Source organism: Bradyrhizobium sp. 187, from assembly GCF_023101005.1.
GTDB lineage: Bacteria > Pseudomonadota > Alphaproteobacteria > Rhizobiales > Xanthobacteraceae > Bradyrhizobium > Bradyrhizobium canariense_D.
In genome coordinates, this window is the sequence record NZ_CP064693.1 from 1,424,896 (window position 1) to 1,439,779 (window position 14,884).

Annotated in this window: 13 protein-coding genes; 5 read left to right on the top strand and 8 right to left on the bottom strand. The window is 64.7% G+C overall.

All coding sequences use genetic code 11. The annotated features are described in order from the left end of the window. Nucleotides 1-4: 4 nt before the first annotated feature. Nucleotides 5-1,108 carry a CaiB/BaiF CoA transferase family protein gene (locus tag IVB19_RS06850; protein ID WP_026232572.1) on the bottom strand — a complete coding sequence of 368 codons (1,104 nt, stop codon included), beginning with the start codon at nucleotides 1,106-1,108 and terminating at the stop codon, nucleotides 5-7. A 10-nt stretch (nucleotides 1,109-1,118) separates the two neighbouring features. Continuing rightward, complete coding sequence (locus IVB19_RS06855) at nucleotides 1,119-2,288, bottom strand: acyl-CoA dehydrogenase family protein (RefSeq protein WP_018453685.1); 1,170 nt, start codon at nucleotides 2,286-2,288, stop codon at nucleotides 1,119-1,121. 124 nt (nucleotides 2,289-2,412) lie between these two features. On the opposite strand from IVB19_RS06855, the gene IVB19_RS06860 reads away from it, so the two are divergent. Then, nucleotides 2,413-3,333 (top strand): LysR substrate-binding domain-containing protein, encoded by a 921-nt coding sequence (locus IVB19_RS06860; RefSeq protein ID WP_085349559.1) that lies wholly within the window; start codon nucleotides 2,413-2,415, stop codon nucleotides 3,331-3,333. A gap of 322 nt (nucleotides 3,334-3,655) precedes the next feature. Here the strand turns inward: IVB19_RS06860 and IVB19_RS06865 are convergent, their stop codons facing one another. Together IVB19_RS06865 and IVB19_RS06870 are read right to left on the bottom strand one after the other, a co-directional pair. Beyond that, nucleotides 3,656-4,930 carry a cytochrome P450 gene (locus tag IVB19_RS06865; protein ID WP_018453687.1) on the bottom strand — a complete coding sequence of 425 codons (1,275 nt, stop codon included), beginning with the start codon at nucleotides 4,928-4,930 and terminating at the stop codon, nucleotides 3,656-3,658. Between the two features lie 93 nt (nucleotides 4,931-5,023). Next, the gene (locus tag IVB19_RS06870; protein ID WP_018453688.1) at nucleotides 5,024-6,289 is read right to left on the bottom strand and encodes a cytochrome P450; all 1,266 of its coding nucleotides are present in this window, start codon (nucleotides 6,287-6,289) and stop codon (nucleotides 5,024-5,026) included. Nucleotides 6,290-6,668: 379 nt separating this feature from the next. Here IVB19_RS06870 and IVB19_RS06875 point away from each other — a divergent pair, with 379 nt between their 5' ends. Together IVB19_RS06875 and IVB19_RS06880 are read left to right on the top strand one after the other, a co-directional pair. Then, nucleotides 6,669-7,814, top strand: a complete 1,146-nt coding sequence (locus IVB19_RS06875; RefSeq protein ID WP_026232573.1) for a YjgN family protein — start codon at nucleotides 6,669-6,671, stop codon at nucleotides 7,812-7,814. Between the two features lie 3 nt (nucleotides 7,815-7,817). Beyond that, entirely contained in the window at nucleotides 7,818-8,927 is a 1,110-nt protein-coding gene (locus IVB19_RS06880) for a M48 family metallopeptidase (protein ID WP_026232574.1), read from the top strand. An 18-nt stretch (nucleotides 8,928-8,945) separates the two neighbouring features. Here IVB19_RS06880 and IVB19_RS06885 read toward each other — a convergent pair whose 3' ends face one another. The 4 genes from IVB19_RS06885 to IVB19_RS06900 form a co-directional block, all read right to left on the bottom strand. Further along, nucleotides 8,946-9,155 carry a hypothetical protein gene (locus IVB19_RS06885; protein ID WP_026232575.1) on the bottom strand — a complete coding sequence of 70 codons (210 nt, stop codon included), beginning with the start codon at nucleotides 9,153-9,155 and terminating at the stop codon, nucleotides 8,946-8,948. A 78-nt stretch (nucleotides 9,156-9,233) separates the two neighbouring features. Then, nucleotides 9,234-9,863: a uracil phosphoribosyltransferase gene (upp, locus tag IVB19_RS06890; RefSeq protein ID WP_007614501.1), complete on the bottom strand. Its 630-nt coding sequence runs from the start codon at nucleotides 9,861-9,863 to the stop codon at nucleotides 9,234-9,236. A gap of 91 nt (nucleotides 9,864-9,954) precedes the next feature. Beyond that, complete coding sequence (locus IVB19_RS06895; RefSeq protein ID WP_247296112.1) at nucleotides 9,955-11,193, bottom strand: URC4/urg3 family protein; 1,239 nt, start codon at nucleotides 11,191-11,193, stop codon at nucleotides 9,955-9,957. Between the two features lie 7 nt (nucleotides 11,194-11,200). Beyond that, nucleotides 11,201-12,457: a GTP cyclohydrolase II gene (locus IVB19_RS06900; protein ID WP_018453693.1), complete on the bottom strand. Its 1,257-nt coding sequence runs from the start codon at nucleotides 12,455-12,457 to the stop codon at nucleotides 11,201-11,203. Nucleotides 12,458-12,846: 389 nt separating this feature from the next. On the opposite strand from IVB19_RS06900, the gene IVB19_RS06905 reads away from it, so the two are divergent. Together IVB19_RS06905 and IVB19_RS06910 are read left to right on the top strand one after the other, a co-directional pair. Further along, nucleotides 12,847-13,974: a threonine synthase gene (locus tag IVB19_RS06905; RefSeq protein WP_247821170.1), complete on the top strand. Its 1,128-nt coding sequence runs from the start codon at nucleotides 12,847-12,849 to the stop codon at nucleotides 13,972-13,974. 104 nt (nucleotides 13,975-14,078) lie between these two features. Next, complete coding sequence (locus IVB19_RS06910; protein WP_247821171.1) at nucleotides 14,079-14,882, top strand: class I SAM-dependent methyltransferase; 804 nt, start codon at nucleotides 14,079-14,081, stop codon at nucleotides 14,880-14,882. The last annotated feature ends 2 nt before the right edge of the window (nucleotides 14,883-14,884 follow it).

A 14,884-nucleotide genomic window follows, 5' to 3' on the forward strand; every position in this document is an offset into this window, starting at 1 on the left:
CTTGTTATTTCTTGGATTGGGGATTTTCGCCGATCGCCGGTACAGCACCATAGCTGCGCGTCTCGCCGACAATGATCGGCGCCGGCGCGGGATAGCTGACGCGTCCCTGCGGCGTGTCCACCTCGATGCGGCGCAGATGCGGATGCTTGGTGAGGTCCGCCATGGTGTTGACCTCGGCAAAGGCGATGTCGGCCTCGGACAGCCGCTTCAATAGCTCATCGCGCGTCATCTTGCCGAAGGCATCCGCGACCGTCTTGTCGGTGAAGTCGCGGTTGCGCACGCGCTCGACCATGTTGGCCACGCGCGGATCGGCGGGCAGATCGGGCTGGTCCAGCACTTTTGCGCAAAGCGTCTTCCACTCGCGCTCGCTTTGGATCGAAATCAGGATGTCCTTGCCGTCGCTAGACGTGAACACGCCATAGGGCGCGATCGAGGGATGGCGCAGCCCCATGCGCTTGGGCGGATTACCGGCTTCGGAATTGAGCAGCGGCACGGTGCACCAGTCCGCCATCACGTCGAACATAGAGATGCGGATGTCGGCGCCCTTGCCGGTGCGTCCGCGCCCGATCAGCGCCTCCAGGATCGCCGCATGCGCGGTGGCACCGGTCGCGACGTCGACGATGGACATGCCGACGCGCGAGGCGCCGTCGGGATTGCCGGTGATCGAGGCAAGGCCGCTCTCGGCCTGGATCAGGAGATCATAGGCCTTGCGGTGCGCATAGGGGCCGTCGTCGCCATAGCCGGTGATCGTGCATGAAATCAGCCTGGGATAATCCTTCAAGAGCCGCTCCCGCGAAAAGCCGAGCTTGTCCATCGAGCCGGGCTTGAGATTCTGGATCAGCACGTCGGCGCTCGCGATCAGTCGCTCCAGTTCGGCGCAGCCTTCCCTGGTGGCGAGATCGACCACCGCCGATTGCTTGCCGCGGTTGAGCCACACGAAGTAGCTGCTCTGGCCCTTGGCCGCCGCGTCATAGCCGCGGGCAAAATCGCCCTCGGGCCGCTCGATCTTGATGACTTCCGCGCCGGCATCCGCCAGCCGCGACGAGCAGAACGGTGCCGCCACCGCCTGCTCGACCGCAATCACCCTGATCCCGTCAAGTGCTCCCATGATGGCTGCCTCAGTACGAGCGGGGCATGCCGAGGACGTGCTCGGCGATGAAGGACAGCACGAGGTTGGTCGAGATCGGCGCGACCTGATAGAGCCGCGTCTCACGGAATTTGCGCTCGACGTCGTACTCCTCGGCGAAGCCGAAGCCGCCATGGGTCTGGACGCAGGCATTCGCCGCTTCCCACGACGCATCGGCCGCGAGCATCTTGGCCATGTTGGCCTCCGCGCCGCAGTCGAGCCCGGCCTCGTATTTGCGCGTCGCTTCCTTCACCATCAGTTCGGCCGCGCGCATCGCGGCGTAGGCCTTGGCGATCGGGAACTGGATGCCTTGGTTCTGGCCGATCGGCCGGCCGAAAACGCTGCGCTCCTTGGCGTAGCTGGTGGCCTTGGCGATGAACCATTTGGCGTCGCCGACGCATTCGGCAGCAATCAAAATGCGCTCGGCATTCATGCCGGAGAGGATGTAGCGAAAGCCCTTGCCCTCTTCGCCGATCAGATTTTCCGCCGGCACCTTCATGTCGGTAAAGAACACTTCGGTGGTGGCATGGTTCATCATGGTGCGGATCGGGCGGATCTCGAGGCCCTTGTTCTTGGCCTCGCGCATGTCGACGATGAACACCGAAAGTCCATCCGTGCGCTTCTTGACCTGGTCCTTCGGCGTGGTGCGCGCCAGCAGGAGCATCAGGTCGGAATGTTCGGCGCGGCTGGTCCAGATCTTCTGGCCGTTGACGACGTAGCCGGCGTTGCCGTCCTTGCGCGCGAAGGTCTTCAGCGAAGTGGTGTCGGTGCCGCTGGTCGGCTCGGTGACGCCGAAGGCCTGCAGCCGTAATTCGCCGCTCGCGACCTTCGGCAGATATTTTGCCTTCTGCTCGTCATTGCCGTGCCGCAGCACGGTGCCCATCGTGTACATCTGGGCGTGGCAGCCGCCGCCGTTGCAGCCCGCGCGCTGGATCTCTTCGAGGATCGCCGCGGCCGCTGAAAGCTTCAAGCCCGCGCCGCCATATTCCTCGGGGATCAGCACCGAGAGATAGCCGGCCTCGGTCAGCGCGTCGACGAAGGCCTTCGGGTAGGCCATCTCACGGTCGAGCTTGCGCCAGTATTCGCCGGGAAACTGCGCGCAGAGCTTTGCGACGGCTTCGCGGATGTCGGCGTGATCTTCGGTGTGGTGTTCTTCACTCATGGGGTTTCCCGTATGTGCGGCAGTTAAGATAACGCCGGCCGATCCTCTGGCGTTGTGAAAACACTGCCAGCCCCCTATGCTCATTTGCTATAGCGTATGGAGTAGCCTTCCAGGATTGGCAAGCATGGATTTCCGTCAGCTCAGGACCTTCAGTTGCGTGGCGGAGCTCGGCAGCCTCTCCAAGGCGTCCGATACGTTGCGCGTGGCGCAGCCGGCGCTCTCCAGGCAGATCAAGCTCCTGGAACACGAGCTGCGCACGGAATTGTTCACCCGCAACGGCCGCGGCATGGTGCTCACGGATGCCGGCCGCCTCTTGCTGGCGCGCACCTCCGGTATCGTGCGGCAGATCGACCAGATCCGCGACGACATCCAGTCGTCCAAGGGGCCGCCATCGGGCCAGGTCGTGCTCGGCCTGGTCCCGACCGTGAGCTGCGTGCTGTCGGCGCGCTTCGCGCGGCGCTGCGTCGAAAAATTTCCCGGCATTTCGCTGCGCATCGTCGAGAGCTACAGCGGCCATCTCGTCGAATGGCTGCATCGCGGCGAGATGGATCTCGCCATCCTCTACGGCCGCTCCGCCGATCTGCATCTCAACGTGGAGAGCTTGGGGCGCGACAACATCGTCGCGGTTGGTCCGCGCGGTTGTGGCCTCGCGCGCAAGAAGAGCGTCGATGTCGGCTGGCTGCTGCGGCAACGGCTGGTGCTGCCCAGTCATTCCCACGGTCTCCGTGCGCTGATCGAGCATGCGGCGGCCCAGCGCAAGATCAAGCTCAACGTCCAGCTCGAGGCGGATTCGTTCCGCGTGCTCACGAGCCTCGTCGAGGAAGGCCTCGGCTTCGCGCTGCTGCCGCCCTCGTCGGTCCACGGCGAGGTCGCGGACGGGCGGCTGGAAACGGCTGTCGTCTCGAAGCCGATGACGCGCGAACTCATATTCGCCTCTCCGATCGACCGTCCGGTCTCGACGGCCTCGCTTGCCGTCACCGCCCTCCTGCGCGAGGAAGTCGCCGCCTGCCGCAAGGACGGCGTGTGGGACATCAAGTTGAGTTAGATGTGGCGGTGCGGTTTAGGACAGAAGGCCGTATGCGACCCATCGCATGTTGCGCGAGCTGTCATGCCGGAATTTTATAGCTGGGGTGGAGTCGCCCGCTCTCAATCCACCCCCGCGTGTCATTGCCCGCGAAGGTGGGCAAATCCAGTATTCCAGAGCCCGCAGTGCTTGAGCCGAGAAGCCGCGGCATACTGGATGCCCCGCTTGCCGCCTACGCTAAAGCTTCGGCGCCCCTGGACCTCAGCCCGGCGAAGCCTTGGCGTAGCCGGGTCGCGGAGCATGACAGCTGAGGTTGAGAAACACCTGCCGTATAGCGAGCACTCTACCCCGGAATCCTCACCGGCAGCGACTCGTACCCCTTGATGAAGCTCGAATAGATCCGCTTGGGCTCGCCGACTACCTCGATGCGGTCGAAGCGCTTCAGCATCTCTTCCCAGACGATCTTGAGCTGGAGTTCGGCGAGGCGCATGCCGACGCAGCGGTGGATGCCGAAGCCGAAGGAGAGATGGGTCCGCGGCCGCGGGCGGTCGATGATGAACTCGTTCGGCTTTTCGAACATCTCCTCGTCGCGATTGCCGGAGACGTACCACATCACGACGCGGTCGCCCTTCTTGATGTGCTTGCCGCCAACTTCAGTGTCCTGCAGCGCGGTGCGCCGCATATGCGCGAGCGGGGTCTGCCAGCGGATCACTTCGGGCACCATGGAATCGATCAGTTCCGGGTTGGCGCGCAGCCTGTCGTACTGCTCCGGATTCTCGTTCAATGCCAGCACCGAGCCGGTCATGGTGTTGCGCGTGGTGTCGTTGCCGCCGACGATGAGCAGGATGATGTTGCCCATGAGATTATCGGGGTCCATGAAGCGCGTGGCGTCGTTGTGCGCCATCAGCGACAGCAGGTCGTTGCGCGGCGCGGAGTTGACGCGCTCGTTCCAGAGCTTGGACATGTAGGCGTAGCATTCGTCCATCTCGCGGCGGCGCTCTTCGGCCGAGGCCACGATGCCGCTCTTGGGCAGCGCGGTCGCGACATCGGACCAGCGCGTCAGCTTGCGCCGTTCTTCCCAGGGGAAGTCGAACAGGGTGGCTAGCATCTGCGTCGTCAGCTCGATCGAGACGCGCTCGACGAAATTGAAGGTCTCGTTGCGCGGCAGATTGTCGAGCACGGTCTGCGAGCGCTGGCGGATCAGTTTTGCCAGTTCGTCCAGATGCGTCGGCGTGAACATCGGCGACACCGTCTTGCGCTGCGACGAATGACGCGGCTGGTCCATGGCGATGAAGCTCGGCCAGTCATAGCCTTCCGGCACGTCGCGGATCCCGATGCCGCCGAGCGTTGAATCCGAGGAGAACAGGCCGTGATTGGTGTCGACATGCATGATGTCGTTGTACTTCACCACCGACCAATACGGCTCGATCGGCGCATTGGTGCAGTAATGCACCGGCTCTTCCTTGCGCAGCCGCTCGAACCACGGCCACAGGGTGTCGTCCTGGAACAGCCTGGGCGCGCCCGGGTGGAATTGCGCCAGCGGCGTCGCATAGGCCTCCTCGCGCGCCCTGCGCATGCGTTCGGCCTTGTCCACTTGAACCGGCGCTTGGATGTTCATGGTGGTTTGCTCCAGTTGCTTGCTTGACCTCTCCCGCGTGCGGGAGAGGGGGCACAGCTTCCTTGTGGACGTGTCGAACTCATCTTTGCGAATCTAAGCCGCGATCTTCACCGGCAAGGTTTCAAGACCCTTCACGAAACTCGAATAGACCCGCTTGGGTTCGCCGACCACCTCGATATGGTCGAATCGCTTGAGGATCTCTTCCCAGATAATCTTGAGCTGGAGTTCGGCAAGCCGCAAGCCGACGCAGCGGTGGATGCCGAAGCCGAACGAGAGATGCGTGCGCGGCCGCGCGCGGTCAATGATGAATTCGTAAGGCTTTTCGATCGCATCGGCGTCGCGGTTGCCCGAGACGTACCACATCACGACCTTGTCACCTTTCTTGATCTGCTTGCCGCGGAACTCGAAGTCCGCAAGCGCTGTGCGCCGCATATGGGCCAGCGGCGTCTGCCAGCGGATCACTTCCGGCACGAAGCTGTCGAGAAGCGCTGGGTTTTCGCGCAGCTTGCGATATTGCTCCGGGTGCTGGCTCAGCGCGTGGAGCGAGCCCGACATGGTGTTGCGGGTGGTGTCGTTGCCGCCGACGATCAGAAGGATGAGATTGCCGAGGAAGTTCTTCGCGTCCATGTCGCGCGTCGCGGCGCCATGCGCCATCATCGACAACAGGTCGCTCTTCGGCGGCTGTTCGATGCGTTCCTTCCACAGTCGCGTGAAATAGCCCGCGCATTCCGTCAGCTCGGCCTGACGCTCGTCTTCGGTGGCGACGAGGCCGTCGGGGCCGGGAATGGTGGTCGCGATGTCCGACCAGCGCGTCAGCTTGCGGCGATCCTCCCAGGGAAAGTCGAACAGCACCGCGAGCATCTGCGTGGTGAGCTCGATCGAGACATGGTCGACCCAGTCGAACACCTCGCCGCGGGGCAGATTGTCCAGGCACTCGGCCGAGCGCTGGCGGATGCTGAGCGCGAGATTGTCCAGATGCGTCGGCGTGAACATCGGCGCCACGGTCTTGCGCTGCGCCGCATGGCGCGGCGGGTCCATCGAGATGAAGCTCTCGCGGCGCAGTTCCGGATCGATGTCGCGGATGGTGATGCCGCCGAGCGAGGAGGCCGAGGAGAATACCGAATGATTGGTCTCGATCTCCATGATGTCGTTGTAGCGCGTCACCGACCAATACGGCCCGAACATCGAGTCCTTGCAATAGTGCACGGGATCTTCGCGGCGCAGGCGATCGAAATAGGGCCAGAACGTATCGGTCCTGAACAGCTCTGGGTCGCCCGGATCGAACTGCTCCAGCGGCAGTGACGTAGCGCGTGCGCGTAACGCGTCGAGCTTCGCCGCGTTTTCGATGGTCCCATGCATGACCGCTCTCCCTGACATCAACCGCGCGTTCTCGTTGAATTCTGCGCTGCGGTATTTGATTTGCAATTACAGCCGGTTGTCTGCGCCGGAGCAAGGGCGAGTTTTGCCACATGGGTGTGATGTAGCCCGGATGGAGCGGAGCGAAATCCGGGATTCGGTCCGCCACTGCCGCTGTCCCGGATTGCACTGCGCTCCATCCGGACTACGAGGCCATTGATCCAACAACGTGATCTCGCGCACGCCCTCGGCCGTGGAATCGTGCCAGAAATCGACCGGAATCGAGCTAAATCGAACCCGCCCATCTTGGGGATCGACTAATCTCTGATCTATAAGTTTGATCGAACCAGGTCCGCACCCCGAGGTTGCCGCCGTGAACGACATGCAATGGGCCCCCATCGGCTCCGAACCCTTACCCCCGCCGCTGCCGCCCACGCGGGTCGATTTCACCGGCAACCGTACCGAGTTTCGCAAATTGGTCACCAAGGGTGCCCTGCTCGAGCTCGTCACCTTCGGCTTCTACCGGTTCTGGCTCGTCACCGACATCCGCCGTCATCTGTGGGCGAACACCGCGGTTGATGGCGACGCCGCCGAATATACCGGGCGGGCCAAGGAGCTGCTGGTCGGCTTCCTGTTCGCGCTCGCGATCCTGGTGCCGATCTACCTCGCTTACTTCCTTGTCGGTATCGAGTTCGAACGCTGGCAGGGCTTTGCCTCGACGCCGCTGTTCATCAGCTTCTACGCCTTTGGTCAGTTTGCGATCTTTCGCGCGCGGCGCTATCGCCTGACGCGCACGGTCTGGCGCGGCGTGCGGTTCTGGATGGACGGATCGGGCTGGGCCTATTCGTTCCGCGCCATGCTGTGGGGCTTGCTCGTGTTCCTGACGCTCGGGCTCGCATTGCCGTGGCGCGAGGCCTCGCTCGAACGCTACAAGATGCGGCACACCCATTACGGCGATTTACGCGGCGATTTCGAAGGCGACGGCTGGACATTCTTCAAGCGCGGCTGGTGGCTGTGGCTGCTGAGCCCGATCGCGATGGTGATCTTCCCGCTCGCGCCGTTCTTCTATGCCGAGTTCAAGGCGCGCGAGTGGCGCTGGTGGCTCGACGGTATCCGCATCGGCGACGTCAGCGTGTCCTCGCAATTGCCGCACAACGCATTCTACGCGTTGTACTGGAAAGTGATCGGCTGGTGGATGCTGCTCTCGGCCATCTTCGCCGCCTATATCGGCGGAGCGACCATGCTCGTCGTCAAGCTGAGCGGTCTTTCGGTCGAGCAGGCGTTGGTGCGGGGCAATGCCGCCAAGAGCATCCCGACGCTGGTGATGATGGTGATCGGCTACTTCGCACTCGCTCTCGCCCTCAACATCGTCATGCGGGTCTATCTCCAGCGCGATCTCTGGGCCAAGGTGCTGGAAACTGTCGAGGTGCACAACATCGGAGCCGCGGCGGATGTGCGCGGCAGCGCCGAGCTCGCCAGCGCGCTCGGCGAAGGCTTTGCCGATGGACTCGATGTCGCGGGATTCTGAGCTGTGAGTGAGTTGTCCACAGAGGTCCCGGCGCAATCCGCAAAGCCGACGATCTTCTTCGACGGCGTGTCGAGCCGCAGGCGGCAGGTGGCGCTGACGCTCGGTGACGCGCTCGAGATCCTCGAAGAGGGTGCGACGCCCGTTCGCTGGGCCTATGCCGACATCCGCCGCGCCGATAGCCCGCCCGGCATCTTGCGGCTCGCCTGCGCTTCCGCTCCGCCGCTGGCCCGGCTGGAAATCCGCGACGCTCTGCTCGCGTCAGACGTGACCGCGCGCTGCATGCGGCTCGACGAGCACCAGACCTCGCGCCGCGGGGTCGCAAAAATCGTCGGCTGGTCGATGGCTGCCGCCGTCTCCATTGTCTGCGTCGTGCTGTTCGGCGTGCCGCTCGCTGCCGACCGCCTCGCGCCGCTGGTGCCGAAACCGATCGAGCGGCGCATTGGAGATGCGGCGGAGGTTCAGGTGAAGACGATCTTCGGGCGCAGCGAGTGCCAGGATGGGGCGGGGAAAGCCGCCTTCGTCAAGCTCGTCAATCGGCTGCGCGATGCCGCCGGCCTCGACGACGATTCCATGACCGCGGGCGTGCTGCCGACCCCGGTGCCGAACGCGTTCGCGCTGCCGGGCGGCAAGGTGTTCGTGCTGAAGGGCCTGCTCGACAAGGCCGAAAATGCCGACGAGATCGCCGGCATCCTCGCCCACGAGCTCGGTCATCTCAAGCATTACGACAACATGCGCGGCCTGATCTACAACGGCGGCACCTCGTTCCTGATCGGCCTGTTGTTCGGCGACGTCACTGGCTCGAGCGCCGTGATCTTCGCCTCGCGCAGCGTGGTTGAGGCTTCCTATTCGCGCGAGGCCGAGACCGCTGCGGATACGTTTGCCATCGAGATCATGCACAAGCTCGGCCGTTCGCCTAAGCCTGCAGCCGAATTGATGTTCCGCATCACCGGCAAGGAAGGCGGCGGCCTCACGTCGATCCTGGCGAGCCATCCGCTGACCGAGGACCGCCTCGCGCGCATGACGAAAGAAGACCGCCCCGCCAGCGGCCCGCCGCTGCTCACGGATGCGGAGTGGCAGGCGCTGAAGGGGATCTGCGGCAGCGGCAAGGTGTGACGGCCCGCCCTCAGCGCATCACTTCGCGGGCGCAGCAGGTGGATTCGATCCGGTGGTGACGCTCGGCGCGTTGTTCGGATTGGAGGTCGTGGTCTGCGGGCCGACGTCGCGTCCATTGTAGAAGAAGACGGCAGCGACCACGGCGATCACGAAGATCGCGCCGATCGCCCAGCCCACCGGGCTGTTGCGGCGTGCTCTGTCTGCCCTGCGGTCATCCTGATAGGTCATCGTGCTCTCCATCGTAGAGCAGGAAAACCTTGCGCGAGCGAACCTGTTCCTAACGTGACGCGGTTTGCAAGCCGGCGCCTATCTCGTCCCGTAGGCGCGGTCGCCGGCGTCGCCGAGGCCCGGCAGGATAAAGCCGTTCTCGTCGAGACCTTCATCGACTGCGGCCGTCCAGATCGGCACGTCAGGATGCAGTCCGCGCAGCCGTTCGAGCCCTTCGGGGGCGGCGATCAGGCAGGCGAGGCGAATATCCTTGGCGCCGCGCTCCTTCAGCCGGTCGATTGCGGCCACAGCCGTGTTGGCGGTCGCAACCACGGGCGTCACCACGATCGCCAGGCGCTCGCTGAGATCGGACGGCGATTTGAAGAAGTACTCGACCGCGGCAAAGCTGTGCGGCTCGCGGTAGAGGCCAATATGGGCGACGCGCGCGGTCGGCACCAAATCCATCATGCCGTCGACGAAAGTGGTGCCGGCGCGCAGCATCGGCACGAACACCAGCTTCTTGCCCGCGATCTTGGCCGAATGCATCGTCGCCAGCGGCGTTTCGATAACGGTATCGGCGAGCGGCAGGTCGCGCGTCACCTCGTAGCACAGCAGCATGCCGATCTCCTTGATCAGCTCCCGAAACGATTTGGTCGAGATCGATTTGTCCCGCACCAGGGTCAGCTTGTGCTGCACCAACGGATGATCGACGATCGTGACGCCTTGCATGATCGGATGCCTTTCTTCCTTCTCCCCTTGTGGGAGAAGGTGGCGCGAAGCGCCGGATGAAGGATCTGTTTCCGCGAACTCGAACGAGAGACTAGAACACCGTACCGTCGCTGATCACCTTGAGCGGCGGCGAACCATCGGGCCGGCGCGCGAAGGCGATGGCGCGGCCCGCGGCCCAGGTGCCGCCTTCGAGAATGCTGGCGAGCGGCAATGTCTCAGGAGTGCGCCCGAGTTTGGCGCGGACCAGTTCGGCGAGCCGGTCCAGCAGCGCCACGGTCAGCGCGCGCCACTCGACGACGAGCAGGGAATCCACCGCATGCGCGCGCTCGGCATCGGCGGCGTCGCGCAGGCGCAGCACCTCGTGATCGACGAACAGCCCGCCATTGCGATATTCGGCAAGCCCGGTCAGGCCGTCGATGTCGGTGACGTCGAATCCGGCGCGCTGCAGCGGCTCGATCAACGAATAGCTCAGCCATTGCGACAGCTTGTGCAGGGGCACAAGGCCCGCGGTAGCGTCATCGGCCTTGATCGCCGGGTGGCGCCAGCAATCGCCGAGCGGAATCCCGGCAAGCTCCAGCCGCGACGGCCAGATCGGTCCGAGCTGATTCAGCACCGCCGAGAGAATCGCGGGCGCGGGAACCGCGCCGCCCTTCGCCTGCGCCGCGATGTGATCGAACAGCCCGCCCGGCCGCGGGGTGTCGTGCGCGCCGAACACGTCCGCCCGCTCCGCCACCAGCTTGCCCAAGCGGCGCAGCAGATCGGTCCGCCCCTCGACCCCGAGCAGCGGATTGGCATCGCTCACCTGAAAGGCCGAAGTGAGCGCGGCGAGTGGCAGTCGCGCGAGCACGTCGGCATCGGTCCTGAAGGGCGCGCGGGGATCGTGGGAAAAAAGGCCGCTTGCGAACATGTCGAGGCTCGCAATCGCGAGTCCCTCGGATCGGCCGATGCTCTGTCCCGTCACCGCGTCGCGGTATCGCCACGCGGCACCCGCGCCGGCGTCGAGCAGCACGCTGACGATGGCAAGGTCGAACTCCGCGCGCGCCCGTGCCGCGCGGTCGGGCCATGACGTCGCGTCCGCGAGCCGCGCCCAACGGTCGACGCCATCAAGCACGAAATGCCGCCAGCGCGCATGGAACGGAATCTCCAGCGTCGGATAGGCCTCGCGCGTCACGGCGAGAACGGCGTCGGCAACGCCATCCATGCGATCGAGATCGATGGTGAAATGCGTCAGCCCGCCGTTCAGACCGATCCCAAACATCTCGCCGGCACGCGCGCGAACCGCTGCTGCGCTAAGCAGCGAACGGGCCTGCAATTCCAAAGCGTCTGCCATCAATCGATCAGTATTTTTCCAGCGAACGCCCGACCACGCCGTCGACGTCCTTCTCCGGCGCAATGTCGGTGGAGTAATAGCCGGCGGCCTTCTTCGCGGCGATCTCGACATAGGCGTCGGCGGGAATGAGCTCGGGCGGGATCGGCACGCGCTCGACGATGTCGATGCCCTGCGAGGTCAAAGCGTCATGCTTCATGTCGCTCATCGAGAGGAAGCGGTCGATGCGCTTCAGGCCCAGCCAGTGGATGGTGTCGGGCATCAATTGCTGGAAGCGCGCGTCCTGGACGCCGGCGACGCATTCGGTGCGCTCGAAATAGGCGGCGGCCGCATCGCCGTCCTCCTGGCGCTTGCGCGCATTGTAGACCAGGAACTTCGTGACCTCGCCGAGCGCGCGGCCTTCCTTGCGGTTGTAGATCACGAGCCCGAGTCCGCCCTCCTGCGCGCCGCGCGCGGATTCCTCGATGCCGTGAATGAGGTAGGGCCGGCAGGTGCAGATATCGGAGCCGAACACGTCGGAGCCGTTGCACTCGTCATGCACGCGGCAGGTGATCTTGGTGCGATGGTCCGGCAGCTTGGTGACGTCGCCGAACATGTAGACGGTGGTGCCGCCGATCGGCGGCAGAAACACCTTCATGTCCGGCCGGGTCACGAGCTCAGGGAACATGCCGGCGGTCTGCTCGAACAGCGTGCGCCGCAGCTCGGTCTCGTTGGTCGCAAAGCGCTCCGCAAGGCCTGGCAGATACCAGACCGGATCAATCGCGATCTTCACCACCGACACGCTGCCATTGGCGTGCACGACGTCGCCGTCGGCGCGCAGGCGCTTGGCGGCGAGCGCCTCGCGGATCTCCGGCAGGTCCAGCCGCGCGCGCGTCACCGCGATGCTCGGCCTGATGTCGATGCCCTCGGCGATGTCCTTGCCGAAATTCTCGGCGACGAGATGCCCCCAGGGATCGAGCGCGACGATCTTGGCGGGATCGCTCCATTGCGGGAACGGCCCGATGGTCGCCGCGGGAAACGTGTTGGTGAGGTCGGGCCTACGAATCGGATCGAGCGCGCCGGCGGACACCGCGAGCGCGCGGTACATCGCATAGGAGCCGCCATGGCTGCCGATCACGTTGCGATCTCCCGCGCGCGACACCGTGCCGATGATCGGACCGCGGGTGCGTGCGTCGGCGGCGCCCCAGTGGATCGGGAAGGCGGCTGTCCTGCCCGGCTCCGGATGGGAGGTGAGGCGGATGTGGTCGGTACGGTTCGCGCGGCTCATGACCAAACTCCTAAAAAGCCAACGGCCCGCCGCTCGGACGGGCCTTGGCTCGTCGCGCTGCCGATGCGGAACACCGGCGGCGCGAGCTCAATCCAACATATTGTAGCGGGCAGTCGCGACAGACAAGTTAATCGTGCTGCGCGGGGGCGGGGCGGTTCGCGGCCAAATTCCTGTCGTCCCGCGACCCGGCAGCGCTTGCCCGAGTCCCACGCTACCGCACTGGCGGAGCTCTCCGCCACCGCAGTAAGATGATGAAGTAATTATGGTTTTCACGTTTTCAAGAGGCGCCACACGGTTGGCGTGCCGGGCGTCGAGTTTCCGGACAAAACGTGTCATCAAACCAAAACGTACAGATCGCCTTTGCCGCATCGCCTTCCTTGGAGACCGCCATGCCCGCCCCCGCCTACATCGACCCCCGCAACGGTAAGCTCTATCCGCTGGACCAGCCGCGCTGGTGCTCGGACGAGCGCACGCCGCTGCTGGTGACGCCCGGGGCAGGGATGTCGCGGGAGGAGATCGAGCCGCGCACGCGTTCGCTCTGGCGCTACCGGGCGGCGCTGCCGGTCGAGATCAAGACTCCGATCACGCTCGGCGAAGGCTGCACGCCACTGGTGCAGCAGGCCTGGGGCGAGCTGCGCCCGTTCTTCAAGCTCGAATGGTTCAACCCGACCGGCAGTTTCAAGGACCGGGGCTCCGCCGTGATGCTGTCCTTCCTTCGGCAGATCGGCGTCGACGCCATTCTGGAGGACTCGTCCGGCAATGGCGGCTCGTTGATGGCGGGTCTCGGCGCCGCCGGCGGCATGCGCGTGAAGATTCTCGCGCCGGCCTCGACATCGCCGGCCAAGATCGCGCAGGTCCGCGCCTATGGCGCGGCGGTGCAGCTGGTCGAGGGCCCGCGCGAGGAATCGGAGGCCGAGGCAATCCGGCAGTCGAGCCAGACCTTCTATGCCAGCCACAATTGGCAACCGTTCTTCCTCGAAGGCACCAAGTCGCTCGCCTATGAGATATGGGAGGACCTCGGCTTCCGCGTCCCCGACAACGTCATCGTGCCCGTCGGCGCCGGCAGCAGCCTTTTGGGTTGCGCCCTTGGTTTCCGTGAGCTGTTGAAAGCCGGCCAGATCACCAGGCTGCCGCGCCTGTTCGCGGCGCAGCCGCTCAACTGCTCGCCGATCGATGCAAGCTTCAAGGCCGGCGTCGACACCCCTGTCGCGCGCGAGGTGAACAAGACCATCGCCGAAGGCACCGCGATCAAGCATCCGCTGCGCCTGCGCGAGATCATCGGCGCGTTGCGCGAGAGCGGTGGCGGCACTGTCGCGCTGACCGAGGACGAGATCGTCGCCGCGCTGCGGCGTCTTGCGCGGCAGGGCCTGTTCGCCGAGCCGACCAGCGCAAGTGCTGCCGCCGCGCTGGAGAAACTATCCGTCACCGGTAGCATCAAGGCGACCGAGACCACGGTCGCGGTCCTCACCGGCACCGGCCTCAAGGCCGCGACCATCGTTGCCGATCTCGTGCAATAGGACCGCCAGGGAGGCGAAGCCGTCGCCGTCATGGGCTTGCGTTGAACCTTTGGCATCCGTCGTCAGCCTCATGAAAAACTGACATTGAGCGAAGGGAGAGTTCCATGGCCGACCAAGACCCGTTTGCTGGTTTCAAGGCAGTCCAGAAGGAAGCCTGGTCGCTGTTCACGCCGATGGAAGTGTTCACCACGCCCTCGGCCGCCAAGCTCGTGAGCTTCGCCGGGGTCGCGACCGGCCAAATGCTGCTCGACGTCGGATGCGGCACCGGCGTTGCCGCGATCACGGCGGCGCGCCGCGGTGCGAAGGTCAGGGGTCTCGACCTGTCGCCGGTCCTGCTCGAGCGCGCCCGCGAGCACGCGCAGCTGGCGAATCTCGATGTCGACTTCGCCGAAGGCGACGCCGAAAGCCTGCCCTATGGCGACAACGAGTTCGACGTGGTGCTCAGCCAGTTCGGCCACATGTTCGCGCCGCGTCCCAAGGTCGCCATCGGCGAGATGCTGCGCGTGCTGAAGCCCGGCGGCACCATCGCCTTCTCCACCTGGCCGCCGCATCTCTATGTCGGCCGGATGTTCGCGCTGATCGGCCGCCATCTGCCGCCGCCCGAGGGCGTGGCCTCACCGGTGTCGTGGGATCCGAAGATCGTCGCCGAACGTCTCGCAGGGAAAGCGAAGGATATCACCTTCGAGATGGACATCATGACGCCGTCCGCACTCAGCCCGCAGCATTTCCGCCGCACCATGGAAACGACGATCGGGCCTTTGATCAAGCTCGTCGCCCAGTACAAGGACGAGCCGGACAGGCTGCGGAGTTTTCGCAGCGAGTTCGAGGCGCTGATCTCCGAATATTACGACGGAAGCAACAACGTGATGCGCCAGCAATTTTTGATGTCGAAGGCGAAGAAGGCGTAAAG